We start from the raw sequence: 20,266 nt of genomic DNA on the forward strand, positions 1-20,266 counted from the left end.
GACCGGCGGCAAACGTCACCGGTCCCCCGCGAGTTCCGTGCAGCGCATTCCCAAACCCGAGCTGTGAACGGAGCCGGATGGTCAGCCGGGCTCCACGGACGGCCAGGTGAGCCGCACCCTCGTCCCGTGTGGCTCCACGGCGCTGATGGCCACGTCGCAGTGGAACCGGCGTGCCAGCCGCTCCACGAGCGACAGGCCGATACCGAAGCCCGTGTGTCCGGGGCCGACCTGACCGAAGCCCACGCCTGTGTCGGAGATGCTCCAGCCCTCGGGCGCGATGTGGATGACGATGCGCCCCTGCTGCGTATAGGCGAGCGCGTTCTTGATGAGGTTGCCCAACATCACTCGCGCCACGGACCCCGGAAGCGGCGCGAGGACCTCCTCTTTCGCCTCGATGACGAGCGCCACGTCGCCGTGAGGGCGGTGTTTGCCGTACAGCGCGACCATTTCGCGGGTGATGCTCACCAGTCCGCACGATTCGTCGGAGCGGCCTGAGCGGGCCAGCCAGAGGATGCCCTCCGTCAGCAGGCCCATGTGGTGAACGGCCTGCCGCAGACGGCCGAAGGTCTCTGTGTCCGCGGGTGGGTCCAACTCCAGTATCTCCACCGCGCCCTGCGCCACGGCGAGGGGCGTACGCAGTTCATGGCTCGCGTCCCGGTTGAAGGCGCGCTCCCGCTCCAGCAGTTCCTGGATTCGGGCATCCCGGACACGCAGGGCTTGGGCCAGGGCCCGCACCTCGGTGACCCCGACGTCCTCTTCCCGCGCCGGAGTATCCGACTGGACGCGTGCCACGAGCTGTTCCAGCGGACGGCTGAGCCTCCGTGCGACGACAAGGGAGAGCCCGGCGGCGCCCAGCAGGGCCAGCAGCGCACTTGCCAGCAGCAGTCCGGACGTCTGGCGCAGGTGGCGGGTGGTGCTCGTCAGCGCCGTCGTGTCCAAGACCACGTAGCGCGTCGTGCCGGCCGATGCGTCCGGTCGCACCGCGACATGGAAGTGCCCACGGCCCTGGGCAAAGACTTCGTATTCGCCGCGAGGTGTGTCCAGGGGGAGCGCATCTCCGAGCCAGGACGGAAGGCCTTCGTGGCCGACATAGGCCGTCATTCCCAGTGGGATGGCCCCCGTGTCCTCCCTGCGTCCGTCCGCCGCGGTGGCGACGAACCGAGCGAAGATGGCGTCTTCGAGGTCGTAGCTGAAGAGCGTGAAGAACGTCCCCATCAGGACGAGCGCGAGCGCCGCGGACATGCCCATGGCGCCCAGGAGGAGACCTCGGACCGACCTAGTCCTCGCGCGCATCCAGGCGGTATCCCTTGTTGCGGAGGGTGGTGATGCAGTCGCTCATCCCCAGCTCGGCGAGTGCTCCGCGCAGGGCATAGACGTGGGTGCGCAAGGCACTGGATTCCGGCGCATCGTCCCCCCAGAGGTGGTGGGCCAGCGTGGCTGTCGAGACGGGCTCGGGCGCGGCCTCCATCAGCAGCCTCAGGAGGAGTGTCTCGGTCTTGTTGAGGTGGACGGTGCGCACGCCTCGCCGGGCCTGGCCCGTGTCTGGCTCCAGCGTCAGTGGCCCCACCGTCAGCCGTCGTCCGCTCGGAGGCACGGGGCGCCGCGCCAGGGCTTCGAGCCGCAGCCGCAGCTCCCTCAAGGAGAACGGCTTGACGAGGTAGTCATCCGCGCCCGCGCGGAAGCCTTCTTCCTTGTCATCGAGTGTGTCCCGAGCGGTCAGCATGAGGATGGGCACCAGCCGGGGCGCGAGCTGCCGGTAGCGTTGACACAGCTCGATGCCACTCATTCCCGGCAGCATCAGGTCCAGGACGATGACGTCGTATTCCTGGCCCAGCGAGAGCGTGAGCCCCTGGGGCCCGGTGGCGGCGAAGTCGAGCTGGAAGTCCTTCCCCAGAAACCTCTCGATGTTGGCCTGGAGGTCCAGGTTGTCCTCGACGACGAGCACTCGCATGGGTGGGCAGGTTATCAGCCGCCACGTCAACCGGAGGTCAACCGGGTGTTGACGCGTGGCTGACGCGGAGGGCGGCAAGGTGACCGGGCTTCTGACCTCTGGGAGAACCGCGATGACCCGCTTGCTGTCGCTGTGCCTGCTGCTTCTATCCGCTTCTGTGGCCCGTGCCGCCGCTCTGGAAACGTCGTTGGACGTTCGCGGCGCGGATGGAGAACGCATCCCCACGCGGGTGCTGGAGCCGGAAGGAGCTGCCGCGAATCCTCCCATCGCCGTCCTCCTGCACGGCCTGACGCGCCGCAAGGAGGACTGGTTGTCGAACGAGGGGCCAACCCACGGCGGTGTGCTGAAGGACGAACTGCTGCGGTCCGGCTACCGTGTCTATCTCCTCGATGCACGCCGGCACGGAGAGCGGGCGACGCCCGAGGCCAGGCCGGGAGCGCTCGCCAAGCGGGCCCATCAAGGGGACCCCTCAGGGTACGTGGCGATGATTGCCGACACCGTCCGCGATGCCCACGCGCTGCTGACCACCGTGCTCGCGAAAGGCCAGCCGCCTCGGGTGCTCGTCGCCGGGTACAGCATGGGCGCCCAGGTGGGAATCCTGCTGGCGGCGCGTGAGCCCCGCATCACCCACCTGGTCACGATGGTTCCACCCCACATCGACCCGTCGATGGAGGAGGTTGCCCCCTCGCGCCACATGGCGAGCGTCCACCAGGAATGGCTCCTGCTGACGGCGAACAAGGATGACTTCGCGCCTGTCGCGGACAGCCGCGCCCTGTTCGATGCCGCTCCGTCTCGTCGCAAGACACACAAGACCTTCGACAGCGGGCATGTCCTCCCACGGGAGTATCTGGAGGAGGTGCGCCGCTGGCTCCATGCGGACCGCCGAGCGCCTGCCCGCAAGGGCCCATGAGGCGCCCTTACCGTGGACCGCCCAGGGTCCGGAGGAAGAACAGGCCCACATCGTCCCGGTAGTAGCGGCTGGCGGCACCCCGAGGGGAGTGCGGCTGGCCGGGCATGATGAGCAATTCGAAGCGCTTGCCCGCGCGGATGAGCGCGTCCGCCATCCGCATCGTCACGGAGAGCGTGGCATTCACGTCGCTCGTGCCGTGCATCAGCTTCAGGTGGCCCTTCAGCCTGTCTGCAAGCGCGAGGTTGTCGCCCGCCGCGTACCCCTGGGGATTGACGCTTGGGAGGTTGAGATAGGGCTCGTTGATGATGGCCTCTTCCTCCAGCGCTCCGGGGGCTCCGGCGTAGCCCGCCTTGAAGAAGTCCGGCGCCGTCAGCATGCCGCGCAGCGTGAAATAGCCGCCCCACGAACCGCCGTGGATGCCGACCCGCTCCAGGTCCATCCAGGGGCGCGTGGACGCGGCCTGCTTCAGCCCCGCGACGTAGTCGGGAATCTCCGTCTGGCCCACGCGGCCGTAGTTCGCGTCCTGGAAGGACTTGCTCCGTCCGGGGCCACCCCGGGGGTCCAGCAACACCACGATGAAGCCCAACTGCGCCAGGCCGCTGGCGGTCAGCGAATCCGAAGTTCCCAGGAAGGTCCAGGGGACAACGGTGGTGAACGGACCCGCGTAGATGGCGGCGAGCACGGGGTAGCGCTTCGAGGCGTCGAAGTCGCGTGGCTTGTAGAGCACGCCGTGCAGGGGCGTGACGCCGTCGGCCGCCTTGACGAGCAGCGCCTCCGGCCGCGTGTCGCCGAGCGACTCGAACTCACTCGCGTCCGACGTGGTGAGCCGCACGCGCTTGCCGCCCTCCACAGATACCAGCTCCCTCAGCCGGGGCTGTGTCCGCGAGGACCATGTGTCCACGTAGTACTGGCCCGAGGGGGACGGCGTGATGCGGTGCATCCCCGAGCCCTGGGACAGCCGCTTCAACGCGCCTCCCTTCAGGCTTCCCCGGTAGAAGAGGTGCTCGTATGGCGCGCCGCTGCCGGCGGAGGCCAGCACGTAGAGGGCATCTCCCGTGGGGGCGACTCCCACCACTTCGTGCACGGGAAAGGCGCCTCGCGTGAGCTGCCGCACGCGCTTCCCCGAGCGGTCATACGCATACACGTGACGCCAGCCATCACGCTCGGACATCCAGAGGTAGCCGCGTCCTCCTGGCAGCGCCGTCACCTGTTTCGCCCAGCCACCCACCGCGAAGTCCAGGCCGGTGACGAAGGTCTCCGGGCGCTCCTCGCGCAGCACGTGCCGACGCTGGCCCGACGCGGGTTCCACGACGGTCAGGTCCAGTCGCTTGGCGTCACGCGAGAGGTGCAGACACAGCGCCTCAGTGCCCTCGGGATTCCAGCCGGCGAACCAGTCATACGTCTCGCCCTCGACGGGCGGAATGCGCGTCACGCGGCCCGTCGCCACTTCCACGACATGGAGCTCCGCGCGCGGCAGTGGCGTCCCTGACTTCGTGTAGGGCACCGTCGTCACCTTCTCCAGCGCGGAGGAGTAGTCCACGACGGGCACCTGGTGAACGGCGCGGAGGTCATCCCGCCACACCACCAGGAAGCGGCCATCCGGTGACCAGGGACGCTCCGGAATTCGCCAGTCGAGGTTCGCTTCTCCCGTGCGCTCGACCACGGTGGCTCCTTCCGCGTTCAGCACCGCGAAGCCGCCCTGGCGTTGCACGGCGAGCGCGCCGCCTTTCGGCGCGAGGAAGTGCTGGGGCGACAGCGTCAGCGCCGCCCGGTCCTCCGGCGACAGCAAGGTGACGTGGCCACCTGACAGGCCCAGGCCAAAGGTCTTCCCCTCCAGGCGGAACACGATGCCCTGCTCATCCGGCGCGAGCGCGACGTCGAAGAAGCGGGGCGCGGTGATGGGCTTGCCCAGCAGCGTCGAGAGCTGCTGCCTCAGTTGCTCACCGGACAGGAGGGGCTTCAGCTCCCCCGTCTTCGCGTGCGCCAGCACCCACGTCCCGCCGTCCTTGCCCTCACGAGACCAGAAGACCAACCGGTCGCCCTCACGCAGCCACCTGGGGGGAACCAGGCTGTCCCGCAGGAGTTCCGCCCGGCGGACGAACCGGTCCGCCAGGTCCAGCTTCGCCTGGGTCTGCGCATCCGGCGTGGCTCCGGAGGGGGCGAGGGGGAGGGGAGCGTCATCCAGTGCCAGGACGGGGGCTCCCGTCAGCGCTGTGAGCATCAGGCCGAGGGGAACGAAGGGGAATCGCATGCGCCGATGGTAGGAAGCCGCATTCTTCACGACCAATATATCTTTTGATGCGCATTGAGATGGATATCGTCTCGATATGGAATTCCGTCAGCTCCAGCTCTTCGTCGCCGTAGCGGAGGAGCTGCACTTCGGACGCGCCGCCGCGCGCATCGGCATGGCCCAGCCGCCGTTCAGCCAGCAGATTCGCCGGCTGGAGTCCGAGCTGGGAGTCGAACTGCTCACGCGCACGAGCCGCCGGGTGGCCCTCACCGCCGCCGGGAGCCGCTTGCTGGAGGATGCGCGCGCGTTGCTGGCCCGGCGCGCGGATGTCATCCATTCGGTGCAGCAGGCAGCGAGTGGAGAGACGGGCACGTTGCGTGTCGGCTTCGCCGCGTCGTCTGCCTTCGGCGTGCTGCCGGACATCGTGCTGCGCTTCCGCACGCGGTTTCCGAAGGTGAAGCTGGAGTTGGACGACAGCGAGACGCTGGATGTCGGCGCCGCGCTCGCCTCGGGTGAGCTGGACATCGCCATCATCCGGGCGCCCTTCCGTCACGAAGGACTCACCGTCGAGCGGCTGCTCCGGGAGCGCTTCGTGCTCGCCCTGCCAGCTCGACACCCGCGAGCCCGTCAACAGGTCGTCGCGCTGTCCTCATTGGCGAACGAGCCTTTCGTGCTCTTTCCGCGTCACTCCGCGCCGGGCCTGCACGACCTGGTGACGAGCATGTGCCTGGGCGCGGGTTTCTCTCCGAACATCCTCCAGGAAGCGAGTTCGTGGCCGTCCGTCGTTGGCATGGTGGAAGCGGGCCTGGGGCTGACCATCGCTCCCGCGTCCTCCCAGGCGCTGTGTCCCAAAGGGGTGGTGTTCCGCCCCCTGAGCGGCGCTCCCGGTTACGCGGAGCTGGTGGTGGCCTTTCCTGGCACGCGGCCCGCGCCCGCGGCGCAGCACTTCCGCGTCCTCGCGCATGAAGCCGTCTCCCGCTCTGGCAGGAGTGCTTCTGACTGAGCGGCACTCGCGCCACGAGGCCGTGGCACGATGTGCACGTCATGCGCGGAGGGCACGACTTACATCCGTTCGCCAGGCAATTGGCTGGCCTGCTTCACCCAGGCGGCGAACTGGGCCTCGTCGAGCGGCTCGTCCTCGCGGATATCGAGGTAGCGCGTGTCCTGGCTCTTGGAAGCACCGGGTGGGATGGGGCGCAGCGAGGTGCCGCGGAAGAAGGCCACCTTGATGTACTTCGTGAAGCAGTGGATGCTGAGGAACCATCCCTGGCCCTCGACGCCGTACATCGGCGAGTTCCATTTGACCGCCTTGCTCACGCCCGGGATGGTGCGCTCGATGAGCGCGTCGAGGCGGTGCCCGACGTCGCGTTTCCAGCCCGGCATGGCCTCGATGTAGGCCCGGATGGGGGCGTCGCCGTAGCCCTTCGCAATCTGCGGATTGCCGCCAGAGAGGAGGACCGGCTTGGTGGCCGCAGCGGGGCGCTTGCGTCTGGCCGCGGTGGCCTTGGGCGTTGCCGCCGATTTCTTCGCCGTGGCCTTCTTGGGCTTGGGGGCCGCTGACTTGGCGGCTGCCTTGCTCGGTGTGGCCGCCTTCGCCGTGCTCGGCTTGGCGGTGGTCTTCTTCGCGACCTTGGGCGACTTGACGGCCATGGTGTTCACTCCAGAAGGGCGGTGATTGGGACCGCCGGGGGCGGGGCGTCTCAACGTCTTATCGAGGACGAGTTGAGCGACCCGCGCCGCGGAGGTCAACCTTCACTTCGAGCGCTTCGTGGGCTTCTTTCCGCTCGACGTATTGAGCGCGACGGCCGCGCGGATGAGCGCCTTGAATGCCTTCGCGTCCAGCACCTCACCTTCGTGAATGTCGATGGCACGCCTGACGTTCCCGTCGAGGCTCGAGTTGAAGAGTCCGGCGGGATCTTCCAACGAAGCGCCCTTGAAGAAGGTCAGCTTCACGGCCTTCTTGTACGCCTCACCCGTACAGATGCCCCCGCCGTGGGACCAGACCGGCGTTCCCCGCCACTTCCACTCCTCCACGACCTCCGGGACGGCCTCCTTGATGAGGGCACGCACCCGCGCGAGCGTATCGCCTCGCCAGTCACCCAGTTCGGCAATCCTTTCGTTGATGAGTTCCGATGCCGACTCGCCATCTGTCTTGGCTTGACTCTTCATCTGCCTGCCTTCCCGTGGAGAGGCCGTGTCGCCCACGTTTCCTGCGTCCGATAGCACCCTGGTGGGGTGTAGGAAACAAGGGGGCATCCGGTGTCGGCCTCCGCACTCCTGGTGCAGTCGCGGCTGACCGCCAGTTTCAGTTGGCGCGTCGCGCCCCTTGGCGGTGGACGGCAGCACGAACGGGTACAGCCCGCTGAACAGGAGCCGCCCGCCGATGCCAAGAAGCGGCGAAGGTGGGTCCACGAGGTTCTCGAGGCGCAGGACGGACTCCCACTGCGGCTCCCGGTTCCCCGACACGTCCTCTCGCCGCCAGAGGGAATAAGTGCTCTGGACGCCGACGAACAAGGCTCCGTCTCACGCGCGGTCGCTCAGGCTGGGGTTCGTGAAGGCCGCATGTTCCCGAAGGCTCGCCGGTCGTGAACGGGCGTCATTCGTCCTCATTGCTGGCCCGGCCCCCGCCGCAAGTGCGGGTGAGACGGGCGTTCATGGGGACGCCAGGGTGTGGCCAATGTTGCGGTCCACCACGGTGAAGCCGACGGACTGATAGAGGGCGGGGGAGGCCGGGTTGTCCGCGAAGGCGTACACGATGGCCCGCCTGGCGCCCAGCATGTGCATGCGCCGGAGCCCTTCGTGTAGGAGCGCGCGCACCAGCCCGCGTCGCCTGTGCTCTGGGGCGCACGCCACCGGTTCGAATTCGCCCACCGCGTTCGCCTCGTCGAGCCAGCCCAGCGCGCAGGCCGCGAGGCTTCCGTCGGGCGCCTCGGCGACGAGGTCCAACGCAGGCTGGTAGCCCGGTGCCTCCATGAGCCGCGCGTACACCTCCGTTGTCACCCGCTCGGAGCCGAAGCCGCGCCGGTGTACGAGGGCTCGCGCGGCTGCCTCCTCGGGGCCCCGCACCGCGCGCACCCGGTAGCCCGCGGGCAGCGAAGGCGGCGGAGACGGCACCGCGTGTAGCGGCAGTGCGAGGTGCAGGTAGCACCCGCCCGTGGTGCGCCGCCAACCGCGCCGCTGCAGCGCCGCGAGCAGCGGACCGTTGCTCTCCAGTGCCCACACGGTGGCCGGCTGCGGGGTGCGCTCGTGGCGTGCGCGAACCCAGGGAAGCACATCCTCCGCGAAGGCGTCAGCGTGCACGAGCGGGTGGACGAGCAGGTCCACATCGCCGTTGCCGTAGGCCCACGCAAAGCCAGCGAGTTGGCCCGGCGCGTGTTCCCACAGGGTGATGTCCTCCCGCGGCCGTACCTGTGCATTGCGCAGCAGGCGCCAGGTCAGGTCTCCCACCGCGCATTCCACGTGGGGACCTCGCTCCGCCCAGGCCTGTGCCACGAGGCGAGCCATGGTGTTGAGGTCGGCCACATCGCGATAGGGGCGGAGGCAGAACATCTCTACTCAATACACCAGACAGGGCGTGATTCGCACTCGTGGATGGGTTGAGCCAATGGTGCGCATTGCCCTTGGCGCACCTGTGACGGCGACCGCACGTCGCGCCACCGTACGTCGAGCCCGTGCGTCCGTTCGGAGAAGGGCGGTAGGGAGAGGTTCCGCTCCTGGGGATGGAGACGCAGGTCGTAGTGCCCGGCATTCCCCCCACCGCCGCGGAGCACGGGGATGGCGTGCTGGTCCGAATCGATTGAGCCCCCCGAGCACCGGATCGCTTTCCGTGTGTCTTGAGCCTGCGCGCCGATGACATTCCTGGCGGGTCTGGTAGCCCACCTCGCGAGCGCACATGACGCCGAATCCATTCCTTCACTTCGTGGCGGACGCATGGACGCCGAATCGCGTGCCGCGTTACAACACCGCGATGAACGACCCCTTGCTGATCACGACCGTGCAGGGCTATGTCGCCGCAATCGACCGCGCCAGCGGCCGAGTTATGTGGCGGCACGATCTTCACGATGCGAGAGCGGACTCCAAGCTGCGCGGCGTGCGAACGACCGTGACGCTTGCCGTTGAGCCGCCCTTCGTCGCGATGCTTTCGGTGACCTGGGAGGAAATGAGCACGCACACGGGTGCGGTTGCCTCGTGGTGCGTGCGCGTCGTGTGCTGTGACTACGCCAGCGGCCGTGTGCTTTGGACGGTCTCCGAAGACGTGAAGGGATGGGGGCGGAAGCCAAGCATCGGCGCCATGGACCCTTGCTTGCGAATCCAACAAGGCCAGGTGTTGATGGGCCTTTCGACGGTGACCGCGTTCGACGCGGCGAGCGGACGGCAATTGTGGAGGACCTCGGTGGCGCCCGAGCCCGAGTCCACTCAGCCTACGGACGGCGGCTTCTTCAGCTCGCTCATGGGCTCCGCCGGCGCCGTGCGCGCAGAGTATTGGAACTGCAAAATCGCCCGCCAGCGAGACTGATGAGCGCGGGTCCGCGAAACACGCGACGGCCCCTCCGTAGTGACTGCAGTCACCGCCGGCTTCTCCCATCAACTCGAGGCAACTGCTGAACCTGGCTCCGGCGCCGCAGTCCTCCGGTTCCGGCGTCCCAAGCGCCAATGACAAGCTGCCGGCAGGGGACAACCGGTCGGCGGCGTAGCTCGTCGACGACACCCCCGGCTGAAGAAGCTGGGACGCCAGAAGGACATCAGGTCCGAGCAGGCGTGCAAGCAGACGGGCATCGACCCCAAGCTCGACCTGAAGGACGCGAAGCAGGTCCCCGACGCCGTCTTCCGGCTGGCCAAGGCGCTGGAGTTCATCGACAGCGCCTTGGCCGCCAATGGCGGGGACCGGTCGAACAAAGTCCTGAACGGCCAGGGAGACGGCAACATCGAGGGCATCACCCAGGGGGAGATGTGCGGCCCGGCACGGAGGCCGTTCGCCGAGAAGGGGGAATTCTTCCTGGGCGCTCACCCACTGCCGACCACGAATGACACCCACGTCAAGGCGGACGGGAGCAACAAGGACAACTTCCAGTGGTTCGCGGGCGAGGCGGGCAAGCACCTGTGGTTCCTTCCAGGCGTCAGCAACGTCCTGACAGGGATTGGCAACTCGGAGGGCGGCTTCAAAAGCGTCCTCGAGGGCGCCGCGGAGGGCGTCATCGGGGGCCCTCACGACGGGCCGGGCCAATCCGGCCTCCCTCCTCTTTGACGGCGCCATGGGCGCGCTGGGCAGCACCGAGGCTGCTCCGCAGCCGATGAATGACATCGCCAACCAATTGACCCCCACCGCCGCCACTGATAGGAGGTCGTTTTGTTGAGAATGAGTATCAATATCGACATCATCCTCGCGCCATTGAGCCCTGCCTGTACACCGTGAACATGCCCACACTTCGTCGCTGGCGGGGCGCCCCCGCGCCATCCTCTCTGGTCTCCACGCTCGCGCTCCTGTCCCTGCTGTCGAGTGGGGTCGCGCGAGCCCAGGATGCGAGCGAGACCCCGGCGTCGGCGACATCCGCTTCCCCCGCTGGCGCGACGCCGCACCTGCAGGCGCCGGAGGGTGAGGGCGGGCCTGCGCCATCCGGCGGGGTCGTCCCTCCGGTGCTGCTGGCCCAGCCAGAGGCTGTCTATCCGCCCGAGGCGCTCGCCGCGGGGCTTGAAGGCGCGGTGAAGCTCCTCCTGACGCTTGATGCGGAGGGCCGGGTCTCGCGCGCGGAGGTGGTCGAGGGACTTGGGCACGGACTCGACGAGGCGGCCGTGAGCGCGCTCGAGAACGCGCGCTTCTCCCCGGCGATGCAGGACGGCAACCCCGTCCCCTGTCAGTTCGAGTTCATCCACCACTTCGTCCTCGCCCGTCCTCCCGAGGCCGCGCCGCCAGGCGCCGAGGAGGTCGCCCAAGTCGCGCCCGACGCGCCCGCGGAAGAGGCGACCGCGCAGCCCTCCGAGGAGCCAGCGCCTCCCGCTGCCCCTGGCTTCACCTCGGTCGTCCGCGCCAGGTCGACCGAAGCCCGCGCCCTGGTGCGCGGCTCGGAGGCGGTGGACGTCGTCGAATTGGAGAAGGCCCATGAGCGCGCCGAGGACCTCGCGGAGGTGCTGACGCGCGCATCTGCCGTGCAGGTCCAGCGGACGGGCGGAATGGGGAGCCGGACCCAGCTCTCGCTCGGGGGGCTCTCCGGTGACCAGGTGCGAGTCCTCCTCGACGGCGTCCCCATCGAGTACTCGCCCTATGTCTATGGACTGGGAAGTGTTCCGGTCTCGCTCATCCGGCAGCTCGAGGTCTTCAACGGCGTCGTCCCGGTTCGCCTCGCGACGGACGCGCTGGGCGGTGCCATCCACCTGCGGTCCGATCTCGCGAAGCCCGAAACCGGTGCCTCCCTGTCGCTCCAGGGCGGGTCCTTCGGCAGCTACCGAGGGACTGGCAGGCTCACGTGGCGGGCCCACGAGCACGTCTTCGTGCGGGCCGCGGGGTTCCACGACCGCGCGCAGAACGACTACGTCATCACCGTCCCCGTGGATGACCTGGCGACGGGGCGCGTCTCACCGCGTGCCCTGCGCCGCAACCACGACGCCTACCGGGGCACCGGAGGCGATATCGAGGTGGGGTTCGAGTCACTGCCGGGCATCGACCGGCTCGTGCTCAATGGATACCTCGGCCGCTACGACAAGGAGGTCCCGCACGATCAGTTCATGATCCAGCCCTATGGCGCGGTCACCTCCGCGCAGGAGAGTTGGGGCCTCGGGCTTCGCTACGAGGTGTCGCCCCATGAGCGGCTGAAGGTGCTCGCCATCGCCGGGTACAACCAGCGTGTGGGCGAACTCCTCGACGCCTCCGACTGTCTTTACGACTGGTACGGCGCCTGCCGTGCGACGCGGGCGAGGGCCGGGGAGACTGGCTCGACGCCCCTGGAGAACACCCAGACGCGCCAGACGTTGTTCGGGCGCGTGCGGCTCCTCGGGACGCTGCTCGACCCCGAGGACCTCGAGGTCTCGCTCGGCGTCGACGACAGCGACCGAAGCGGCGAGAACGCCTATCTCACTCGTCTGCAGCAGGAAGACCCCCTCCGGGTGCCGCTCGCGCTCACGTCCGCCTTCGGCGGTCTCTCCCATCGTCAGCTTCTCTGGGACGGCCGGTTGGAGAACACCGTGTTCGTGAAGGGCTACTTGCAGCGCTTCGCCTCGGGAACGAGGCAGGAGGCCGCGGAGCGCCGGTGGGCCGGAGGCTTCGGTGACACCTTGCGCTTCAGTCTGAGGCGGGGGCTGCTCCTGAAGGCGTCCTATGAGCGGACCACGCGGATGCCGAGGGTGGACGAGATCTTCGGTGATGGGGGACTGCTCGTGGAGAACTCGGCGCTCGTCCCCGAGTCGAGTCACAACGCCAACCTGGGCGTGGAGCTCCTCCCCATCGTCACGTCCGTTGGCCGCTTCGGTGCCAACGCGGTCGCGGGCGTCCGGGACGTCGAGAACCTCATCCAGCTCTTCCCCGGCGACGCCACGCAGGCCTACGAGAACGTGGACCACGCTCGCTCCTTCTCTGCGCACGCGGGCGTGGACTGGGACTCACCCGGCGACTGGGTGGGGCTCACCGGCACCGTCACCTGGCTCGACTTCCGCAACCTCGCGCGGGAAGGCCAGTTCGCCCGCTTCCACGGGGACCGCATGCCCAACATTCCCTGGCTCCAGGCCTCGGCGACCGCGCGGTTCCAGAAGCGTCAGCTCTTGAGCGCCCAGGACGCGCTTGGCCTGGAGTGGACGACCCGTTTCGTCGAGTCGTTCTTCCGCTCCTGGGAGAGCGCCGGGCGGGGCGGCGACAAGGCGCGGGTGCCCACCCAGGTGCTGCACTTCGCCGCGCTCACCTACCGCTCCCGGTTCGAGAGACGCGCCTTCTCCTTCTCCTTCAACCTCCAGAATCTCACCGACGCTCCCGCCTTCGACATCGTCGGTGTCCAGAAGCCGGGCCGCGCGTTCTCCGTGCGCGCCACGGTTGATCTCTGAGCGCCCGATGAGGCGCTTCGAGTCTCCTCGCAGGAACCCTTCGCAAAAAGGAAGCCCGATGAAGCTGAAAGCCTCACTCCTCGCCCTCGCCGTGTCCGCCACCGCCTGCTCGGATTCGGACGGCCCCCAGGTGGTCCCCGACGCTGGAACCGACGAGCCCCTCTACGCCGCCATCACCCAGGTCGCCATCGCTGGTGGAAACACCCAGAGCTACTTGGTGACGTTGGACGACATCGAGAAGGCGCAGACTGTCGGGATTGGCGACGCAATCGAGCTTCCCGCGGACGCGTACATCGCCGCCGGCCTTCCGGGCACCGGCAAGTTCATCGTCAGCAGCTCGAAGCTGCCGACGGTGACCCCCTACACCCTCAACGCGGATGGCTCGATCGAGGCCGGAGATCCGCTTTCGTTCACCAGCCAGGGTGTCGCCGCGACCGGTGGCTATCAGTCCCAGCACTACTTCGTCAGCGAGACGAAGGCCTATTACTTCGACCACGTGAACTACAAGCTGGTCATCTGGAATCCCCAGGACCTCGCCATCATCACGTCGAAGGACCTGACGTCCCAGCTCAAGGACGGCGACTTCTCGTTCCGCTATTCGCAGAGCCTGGCCATCACCGCTGGCGACGACGTCATCATCGCCGGTGGCTGGCACGCCGCGGACGTGAAGACGGTTCCGGCGAAGACGGCGCTGGTCATCGTGGACACGAAGACCGACGAGGTGACCGTCAAGGTCGACAATCGTTGCGGCTGGGCGCGCGACGGCGTCAAGCACACGGATGGGAAGATTTATTACGCCACCGAGTCCCTGGGCAGCGGAGCGCACTTCGTGTCTCCCGGGACCACCGGCGCGCCCTGCATGGTCCGCTTCGATCCCGCGACTGGCGAGTTCGATGCGTGGTCCACCACGCTCGACTCCTTCATCAACCCGGGGACGGAGGGTGACATCGCCGCCATGCTCCTGCCTGGCGCTCCCGGCAAGGGCTACCTGCGGGTGATGAACAAGGCCGCCGCGCAGTCCGCCTGGGACGCCGCGGTGGCCGCCGAGCGGACGTTCAACGGGCAGAGCGCCGCCGTGGGCGCCTGGTGGAGCCTGTGGGAGGTCACCCTCGGCGACGCGCCGACCGCGACGCCCGTCGTCCGGGACGACCTCGTGCCCACCAACGGCCGCACCATCCCGCAGAATCCGGGTGAGCTCCTGGTGCTGCCGGAGTTCATCAATGACAATGCCCAGACGCGCTTCCGCCTCATGAGCCCCGAGACGGGCCTCGGGGACGCGAAGACGGTCGTCGAGGGCCAGGTGCGCGGCCTCCTCCGGATTCGCTAGCCACCCGCCTGTCGTTCGGAGCCCCCGCTGTGCGTGGGCGGGGGCTCCAATTCATCCGTCATCACCGGGTCTCCCGCCATGAGTCTCTTCATCCCCCTCGCGATGGCGCGCTCCCTTGGGCTGCGCTTGCTGAACCCGCTGCTCGCCGCACGCTTCCACGGGCTCCTCGCGGCGGGACTGTTGACCGCCAGTTGCGCCTCGGGGCCGGTGTCCCGCGCCGCGCCGGTGGCTCGGGTGGACGGGGCTCCGGTGACGCTCCAGGACACCTTCCAGTTCGATCTCGACTCGACCCACACCGGACGGACCCACCGGTTGTACGTGGCGGTCCCCGAAGGCCCCGCGCCCGCCGCCGGCCATCCGGTCATCTACCTGCTGGATGGCGGTGCGCACTTTCCCACCCTGGAGCGCCTCACACGCGCCCTCCCCAGGCTCGCGCGGGGCTTCGGCGTCGCGGCGGCAACGCCGGTCATCGTCGGGCTGACCTACCCGGGTGACCCGGCCCACAGCGACCAGGCACGCGGTGAGGACTACACGCCGCCCGCCCCGAATCTCTCGAACACGGGGGACCGGTTCTCGAAGAAGCAGGGTGGGGCGGATCGCTTCCTGGACTTCCTGAAGAAGGAGCTGGAGCCCGCGCTTGCTTCGAGATTGCCGATTGACGGCTCACGCACCGCGCTGATGGGCCACTCCTATGGCGGCCTCCTGGTGCTGCATGCGTTCTTCACGAGGCCCTCGTCCTTCGACACCTTCATCGCGGGGAGCCCGTCCATCTGGTGGAACGACCGCTACGTGCTCACCGAGAAGAATGCCTTCCTGGAGCGGTTCGCGCGGACCCCGGTGAAGGCGCGCGTGCTGCTCACGGTAGGAGGGCTGGAGCAGAAGCCGCGAAAGAGTGAGGGGACGCGGGGCATGTTCGCCGCCGAGCGGCGGATGGTCGACAATGCCCGTGAGCTCGCCGTGGAGCTCGAGGCGATGGGTGGCGGCGATTTCGCGGTCCAGTACCTGGAGTTTCCCGGCGATGACCACTACAGCGCATGGCTCCCCATGCTGAGCCGTGGGCTGCTCTTCTTCTCTGCCCCCTCGCTGCTTCCGGGCGCCGACTGAGCCCGCGCGGGGGCACCATTCGCCGTGCCCACACGCAGGTGCGCCTCGCCGAATGACCGACGGAAGAAGCCCTCACTCAACGCGATGCGGAGGGCGGATTCATCCCATGCGCCTACGCGCTGTCAGGCACGTAGGACAGCGACCGCTTCGACTTCGAAGAGCATCCCATCCAGCGCCAGCCGAGGGACGGGAATCAGCGTACAGGTCGGCTTCATGCCGCCGTTCCAGGCCGCGTCCAGCTCGGGGCCGATGATCCGGAGCTTCTCCTCCGTGTGGTCCACCACGAGCATCGTGAGCTTGGCGACATCGCCGACGCCAGCTCCCACGGACTCCAGGGCCGTGCGGATGTTCTGGAACGCCTGTCGCACCTGGAGACGGAAGTCGGGCTGGAGGGCCCCGGTCTCACTCTCCCCACCTTGCCCCGCCAGGTAGATGAGCCGGGTGCCCGGCGCCACCTGCGCCACGTGCGAGAAGCCGTAGGGCGCCGGGTCGAACAGTCCCTTGGGATTCGTCAGGACCAGCGGCGACGTCTTCGAGGGGTCTGCGGTCTGTCCCATGATTCACCTGTATGGATTCTGGAGGCTACGTTCGGACCCGAATATGCGAGCGAGCAACCGTCGTTCATGGCGCATGGCGCATGTGTGGCCAGCTACTTCGCGCGGCGCGAGTTCCGGCCGCTCAAGAGCGAGAGCGTCGAGAGAAGGCCCAGCACCGTCAGTCCGCCCCCGGCCTGGGTGCAGCCCTTCTTGGTGTCGACCGGCTCAGGGAGCGGGTCCTCGTTCACGATACCTCCGTCCTTCTCGGTCCCCCCGTCCATCTCGGTCCCCCCATCCGAGCATCCGCGCATCTGGCTCATTCCCACGTTCGCGGCCCGTGCCGCGCAGCTCAACTCGAAGTCCACGCTCACGGGGGGAAGCGTGATGTTCGCGTGCTCCAGCGTCGCCTTGAGCGTGGCCCGGTGTCGTCCGGGCGGGAGGCTGTCGATGGGCGGCCGGTGGTAGGCGTCAGCGCAGCTCACGTAGTCGCAGAATGTATGGAGGAAGAGCAACTGCCGGTTGTATTCGTAGCGACGCGGCTCGAGGTTCTCCTCACCGGTGGAGGTCAGCCCGCTGTGCTTCGCATACGACCAGGGCTCGCCGTCCACCTCCACCGTCCAATGCACCCACGGGAGGAACGGCACCAACTCTGGTGACGGCGTAAAGCGCAGCGTGGTGAAGTTTCCTTCCACCTGCCTGTCGCCGCAGCTCGAATCCCCGTACACGTTGAAGATACCCTGGCTCGGCGTGTCAACCGTCAGGGTGCCGGTGGTCGTGGGTAGCGGGAGTGCGGGGCCGGCGGCGAAGGTCACGGACTCGGTCTGGGTTGGCTGGAACTGACAGACACCCTTTGCCTCGATGCGGTACGTGGTGCCTGGCACCAGCGGTGCGTCCGGGACCAGGACCTGCGTCTGATGCGCGCCCGGCGTGACGGTCGCGGGCACCTGCGTTCCATCCGGCAACAGCAGCCGAACGGTGGAGGAATCCACGCTCTCCAGCAGCGGCGGCACTGTTACCAGTCCGGGGACGTTCGCGGGCACCACACCGCCATCCTCCGGGAGGGGAAATCGCACCCCCACCATGCAGTTGGGGGCGGCACAGGCGTGCGCCGACGTGGGAATGAGCGTTCCCATTCCCAGGAGGAACATCCCCACCGTGCTCCATTTCCACGTGTGTTCGCGCATGCCTCATTAGACACCGGAACCTGGGGATTGGGATATCACCCAGATGCGTTAGCAAACGCGTCATTTCATGCATCGTCTTGCAGAGGGGGCCCGAAGAATGGTGGGGCCTCAATGTCGAGCATGCGCGCGATAGGGGGGGCATCTGGAAGCCGCTCCGGACTACCGGATCCGGTTGCGCGGCGGGGGCCAGACGCTGCGATGGACCCGCATCGATTCCGACTGGGACCGCGCGGTCTTCGTTCGGGGAACGGCCACCGCTCCCCAAGTCCTGCCGCCGCTGTCCGCCCCCGAGGTCCGCGCCGTGGCGGACTCACCCGGCTCCGAGGCGTGGTGGGAGGCGGCACCCGGTTTCCCCCATGGAGTGGGGCTTTGGTCAGCCTCCGCTGCCACCGCACGCGCTGGCCGCCATGACGCGGTTCCTGTTCGCGTGGAATAGGCACAGGCGCTTCAGGCCTCCGAGCGAAGCACGGTCATCGGGTCCACGCGCGAAGCACGACGGGCTGGCAGCCAGCTCGCGAGCAGCGCCACGCCGAGCAGGAGGAGCGCCACCACGAGGAAGACGAGCGGGTCCGTGGTGCTCACTCCGTACACGAGCCCCGCGAGCACCTGACTGAGCCCCAGGGCCCCCAGCACGCCGAGCACGATTCCCAGCCCCGCGAGCCGCGCCGCCTGCCGGAGCACCATCCCCAGCACGTCTTCCGTCGTCGCGCCCAGCGCGAAGCGGATACCGAATTCCCGCGTGCGCTGCGCCACCGCGTAGGACACGACGGCCGCGAGGCCCGCCACCGAGAGCATCAGCGCCATCGCACCGAAGGCGCCCAGCAGCAGGAGACTGAAGCGTCTGGGGGCGAGTGAGCCCGCGAGCAATCCCTCCACCGTGGACAGGCGCGAGGGCAGCTCGGGGGCAAGCTCTCGCAGCACCGGCAGCGCCGCGGTGACCAGGGCCGCGGAGCCCATTGGCCCGTGCACGGCGAGGTGGAAGCGGGAGGAGGCCCGCAGACGCTGCCGGGAGCCGCCATAGAACATGGGCCTGGGCGCGTCATCCAGCCCTTGCTCCCGCACGTCCCCCACCACGCCGACAATGGTGAAGGGACGCAGGTTTCCGTCCATGTTGCCGAACTGAATGAGCTTGCCCAGCGGGTCCTCGTGGGGCCAGCGGGCCTTCGCGAGCGACTCGCTGATGACGGCCACGTGCGGCGCGTCGAAGGTGTCGCGCGCATCGAACAGACGCCCGCGCACGAGCGGGATGCCGAGCGCGGCGAAGTAGCCCTCGCTCGCCACGCGGAACTCGGCGGTGCCGGTGCGCTCGGGCTCGCGCGCCAGCCGCCCGAAGTCCTCGAAGTCCCCCACCTCGTCGGGGCGGTTGAGCACGATGAAGGTGCCATCCCCCGCTGGGCTTCCCTCGAGCGGGAAGTTGCTCACGGCGCCCACCGCGCGCACGCCGGGCAGCGCCGCCAGTCGTGAGAGGAGGTGCTCCTGCAACTGCACGTTTTGCCGCCCCTGCGCCTCGTCCTTGGCCGGAGGGAGCACGAGGCTGAGCACCGCGACGTCCTCGGTGCGATACCCCGGGTCCAGCGAGAGCAGCCCCATCAGGCTCCGCCCGAGCAGCGCCGCGCCCACCAGGAGGACCAATGCGAGCGCGAGCTGCCCCACGACGAGGGCTCGGCGCGTGCGCTCGGCGCTCCCTCCTCCGCTGTGCGTGCGCCCGGCGCCCGCCAGCGCGGCCCCCGGGGGCTGCCGCGCCGCGCGCAGCGCCGTCAGCAACCCCAGCCCCAGTGCGAGCAGCAGCGAGAGCCCGAGGGAGAAGAGGAGCACCGTGGCGTTCACCCCCACCTCGTCGACCCGTGGCAGGTGGCCCGGCTCGGCCGCGAGCAGCGCGCGCACGCCCCAGGCGGAAAGCACGGCCCCCAGTGCGCCTCCCGCCAGTGACAGCAGGAGCGACTCCATGAGGAACCGCCGGGTCAACGCTCCGGGCCCCGCGCCCAGGGCCACGTGAATGGCGAGCTCCCGGGCACGGGTGGCCGCGCGGGCGAGCAGCAGGTTCGTGACGTTGGCGCCCGCCACCAGCAGCAGGAAGGCCGCGGCGCCCGCAAGCAGGTAGAGCGTGGACCGCACGCGTCCCACCAGGCTCTCTTGCAAGGGCTCCACGGCGATGTCATGCATCCGCGTGTCCTGGCCGTACTGGGCTTCGAGCTCGCGGGCGATGTGGGTGAGCTCCACTCGCGCGGCCTGGAGGTCGACGCCGTCCGCCAGCCTTCCCACCACCCGCCAGTTGTGTGCGGTGCGGCTGGGCAGGGGAGGCACCTGCTCTCGCGGAGCCCACAGCTGCGTGCCCACCGGGTAGTCGAAGGACTCGGGCATCACGCCCACCACGGTGTACGCGCGCCCCTCGAAGGTGAGGGTGTCCGGCAGGGGCAGCGGCCGTGCGCCCAGGTAGCGCTTCCAGAAGGCGTGGCTCACCATCACCACGGGAGCACCTCCCGCCTGCTGCTCCTCCTCCGCGAAGAGGCGTCCCTGGACAGGCCGCACCGCGAAGGCGGGGAAGAAGTCGCGTGAGGCGAGCGCCAGCGTGGCGAAGGCCGGCTCGTCGGCGCCCGTGACGGCGACGCTCGCCGCTCCCGACACCTGGGCCAGCGCGGAGACGGTGCGAGCGCGCGTCCGCACATCCTCGAAGTTGGGGTCCGAGAACCGCATCGGATGGCCGTCCGCCGCGCGCTGGGAGAGCTCCACGAGGCGCTCGGGGCGCGGATAGGGCAGGGGACGCAGCAGAACGCCTTCCACCACGCTGAAGAGCGCGGTGCTCGCTCCGATGCCCACCGCCAGCATCAGGACACACCCCAGCGTGAAGCCGGGGCTGCGGCCCAGCGAGCGCAGGCTTTGACGCAGTCCACCCAGAACGGAACCCATCGCGGCGTCTCCTGAAGCCGGTCGGCGGCTTCAGGAGCGGCTACGTTCGGGCCGGCGGACGATTGCGTGTCCCCTGCTCAGCCACCAGGCCC

16 protein-coding genes are annotated in these 20,266 nt (G+C 68.7%); 7 read left to right on the forward strand and 9 right to left on the reverse strand.

Translation table 11 applies throughout. The annotated features are described in order from the left end of the window. Positions 1-81 precede the first annotated feature (81 nt). Positions 82-1,293, reverse strand: coding sequence for a sensor histidine kinase (locus BLU09_RS32810; protein ID WP_244172221.1), 1,212 nt, complete (start codon positions 1,291-1,293; stop codon positions 82-84). Continuing rightward, positions 1,277-1,951 (reverse strand): response regulator transcription factor, encoded by a 675-nt coding sequence (locus BLU09_RS32815; RefSeq protein ID WP_090494585.1) that lies wholly within the window; start codon positions 1,949-1,951, stop codon positions 1,277-1,279. Before BLU09_RS32815 ends, BLU09_RS32810 begins: the two co-directional genes overlap by 17 nt. A gap of 112 nt (positions 1,952-2,063) precedes the next feature. On the opposite strand from BLU09_RS32815, the gene BLU09_RS32820 reads away from it, so the two are divergent. After that, positions 2,064-2,861, forward strand: coding sequence for an alpha/beta hydrolase (locus BLU09_RS32820; RefSeq protein ID WP_090494586.1), 798 nt, complete (start codon positions 2,064-2,066; stop codon positions 2,859-2,861). A gap of 7 nt (positions 2,862-2,868) precedes the next feature. On the opposite strand, the gene BLU09_RS32825 is transcribed toward BLU09_RS32820, so the two are convergent. Next, complete coding sequence (locus tag BLU09_RS32825; protein ID WP_090494741.1) at positions 2,869-5,112, reverse strand: S9 family peptidase; 2,244 nt, start codon at positions 5,110-5,112, stop codon at positions 2,869-2,871. A gap of 76 nt (positions 5,113-5,188) precedes the next feature. Between BLU09_RS32825 and BLU09_RS32830 the strand changes: the two genes are divergently transcribed. Continuing rightward, the gene (locus tag BLU09_RS32830; RefSeq protein ID WP_090494588.1) at positions 5,189-6,094 is read left to right on the forward strand and encodes a LysR family transcriptional regulator; all 906 of its coding nucleotides are present in this window, start codon (positions 5,189-5,191) and stop codon (positions 6,092-6,094) included. A 59-nt stretch (positions 6,095-6,153) separates the two neighbouring features. On the opposite strand, the gene BLU09_RS32835 is transcribed toward BLU09_RS32830, so the two are convergent. The 3 genes from BLU09_RS32835 to BLU09_RS32845 form a co-directional block, all read right to left on the reverse strand. Then, entirely contained in the window at positions 6,154-6,741 is a 588-nt protein-coding gene (locus BLU09_RS32835) for a DUF1801 domain-containing protein (RefSeq protein WP_090494590.1), read from the reverse strand. A 102-nt stretch (positions 6,742-6,843) separates the two neighbouring features. After that, positions 6,844-7,260, reverse strand: coding sequence for a DUF1801 domain-containing protein (locus BLU09_RS32840; RefSeq protein ID WP_090494592.1), 417 nt, complete (start codon positions 7,258-7,260; stop codon positions 6,844-6,846). A 483-nt stretch (positions 7,261-7,743) separates the two neighbouring features. After that, positions 7,744-8,640, reverse strand: coding sequence for a GNAT family N-acetyltransferase (locus BLU09_RS32845; RefSeq protein ID WP_090494594.1), 897 nt, complete (start codon positions 8,638-8,640; stop codon positions 7,744-7,746). Positions 8,641-8,983: 343 nt separating this feature from the next. Between BLU09_RS32845 and BLU09_RS32855 the strand changes: the two genes are divergently transcribed. From BLU09_RS32855 to BLU09_RS32875, 5 genes are all read left to right on the forward strand, one after another. Continuing rightward, positions 8,984-9,607, forward strand: coding sequence for an outer membrane protein assembly factor BamB family protein (locus BLU09_RS32855; protein WP_090494598.1), 624 nt, complete (start codon positions 8,984-8,986; stop codon positions 9,605-9,607). 348 nt (positions 9,608-9,955) lie between these two features. Continuing rightward, positions 9,956-10,336 (forward strand): hypothetical protein, encoded by a 381-nt coding sequence (locus BLU09_RS39615; RefSeq protein ID WP_244172222.1) that lies wholly within the window; start codon positions 9,956-9,958, stop codon positions 10,334-10,336. A gap of 170 nt (positions 10,337-10,506) precedes the next feature. Then, positions 10,507-13,116 (forward strand): TonB-dependent siderophore myxochelin receptor MxcH, encoded by a 2,610-nt coding sequence (gene mxcH / locus BLU09_RS32865; RefSeq protein ID WP_090494743.1) that lies wholly within the window; start codon positions 10,507-10,509, stop codon positions 13,114-13,116. A 58-nt stretch (positions 13,117-13,174) separates the two neighbouring features. Further along, positions 13,175-14,443, forward strand: a complete 1,269-nt coding sequence (locus tag BLU09_RS32870) for a hypothetical protein (protein ID WP_090494599.1) — start codon at positions 13,175-13,177, stop codon at positions 14,441-14,443. A 78-nt stretch (positions 14,444-14,521) separates the two neighbouring features. After that, the gene (locus tag BLU09_RS32875; protein WP_244172223.1) at positions 14,522-15,547 is read left to right on the forward strand and encodes an alpha/beta hydrolase; all 1,026 of its coding nucleotides are present in this window, start codon (positions 14,522-14,524) and stop codon (positions 15,545-15,547) included. Between the two features lie 122 nt (positions 15,548-15,669). Here the strand turns inward: BLU09_RS32875 and BLU09_RS32880 are convergent, their stop codons facing one another. The 3 genes from BLU09_RS32880 to BLU09_RS32895 form a co-directional block, all read right to left on the reverse strand. Further along, positions 15,670-16,104 carry a RidA family protein gene (locus BLU09_RS32880; protein WP_090494602.1) on the reverse strand — a complete coding sequence of 145 codons (435 nt, stop codon included), beginning with the start codon at positions 16,102-16,104 and terminating at the stop codon, positions 15,670-15,672. 92 nt (positions 16,105-16,196) lie between these two features. Then, positions 16,197-17,267, reverse strand: a complete 1,071-nt coding sequence (locus BLU09_RS32885) for a hypothetical protein (RefSeq protein WP_090494604.1) — start codon at positions 17,265-17,267, stop codon at positions 16,197-16,199. A gap of 447 nt (positions 17,268-17,714) precedes the next feature. Continuing rightward, positions 17,715-20,174 carry an ABC transporter permease gene (locus tag BLU09_RS32895; protein WP_090494605.1) on the reverse strand — a complete coding sequence of 820 codons (2,460 nt, stop codon included), beginning with the start codon at positions 20,172-20,174 and terminating at the stop codon, positions 17,715-17,717. Positions 20,175-20,266 lie beyond the last annotated feature (92 nt).

This window comes from Myxococcus virescens (assembly GCF_900101905.1).
GTDB lineage: Bacteria > Myxococcota > Myxococcia > Myxococcales > Myxococcaceae > Myxococcus > Myxococcus virescens.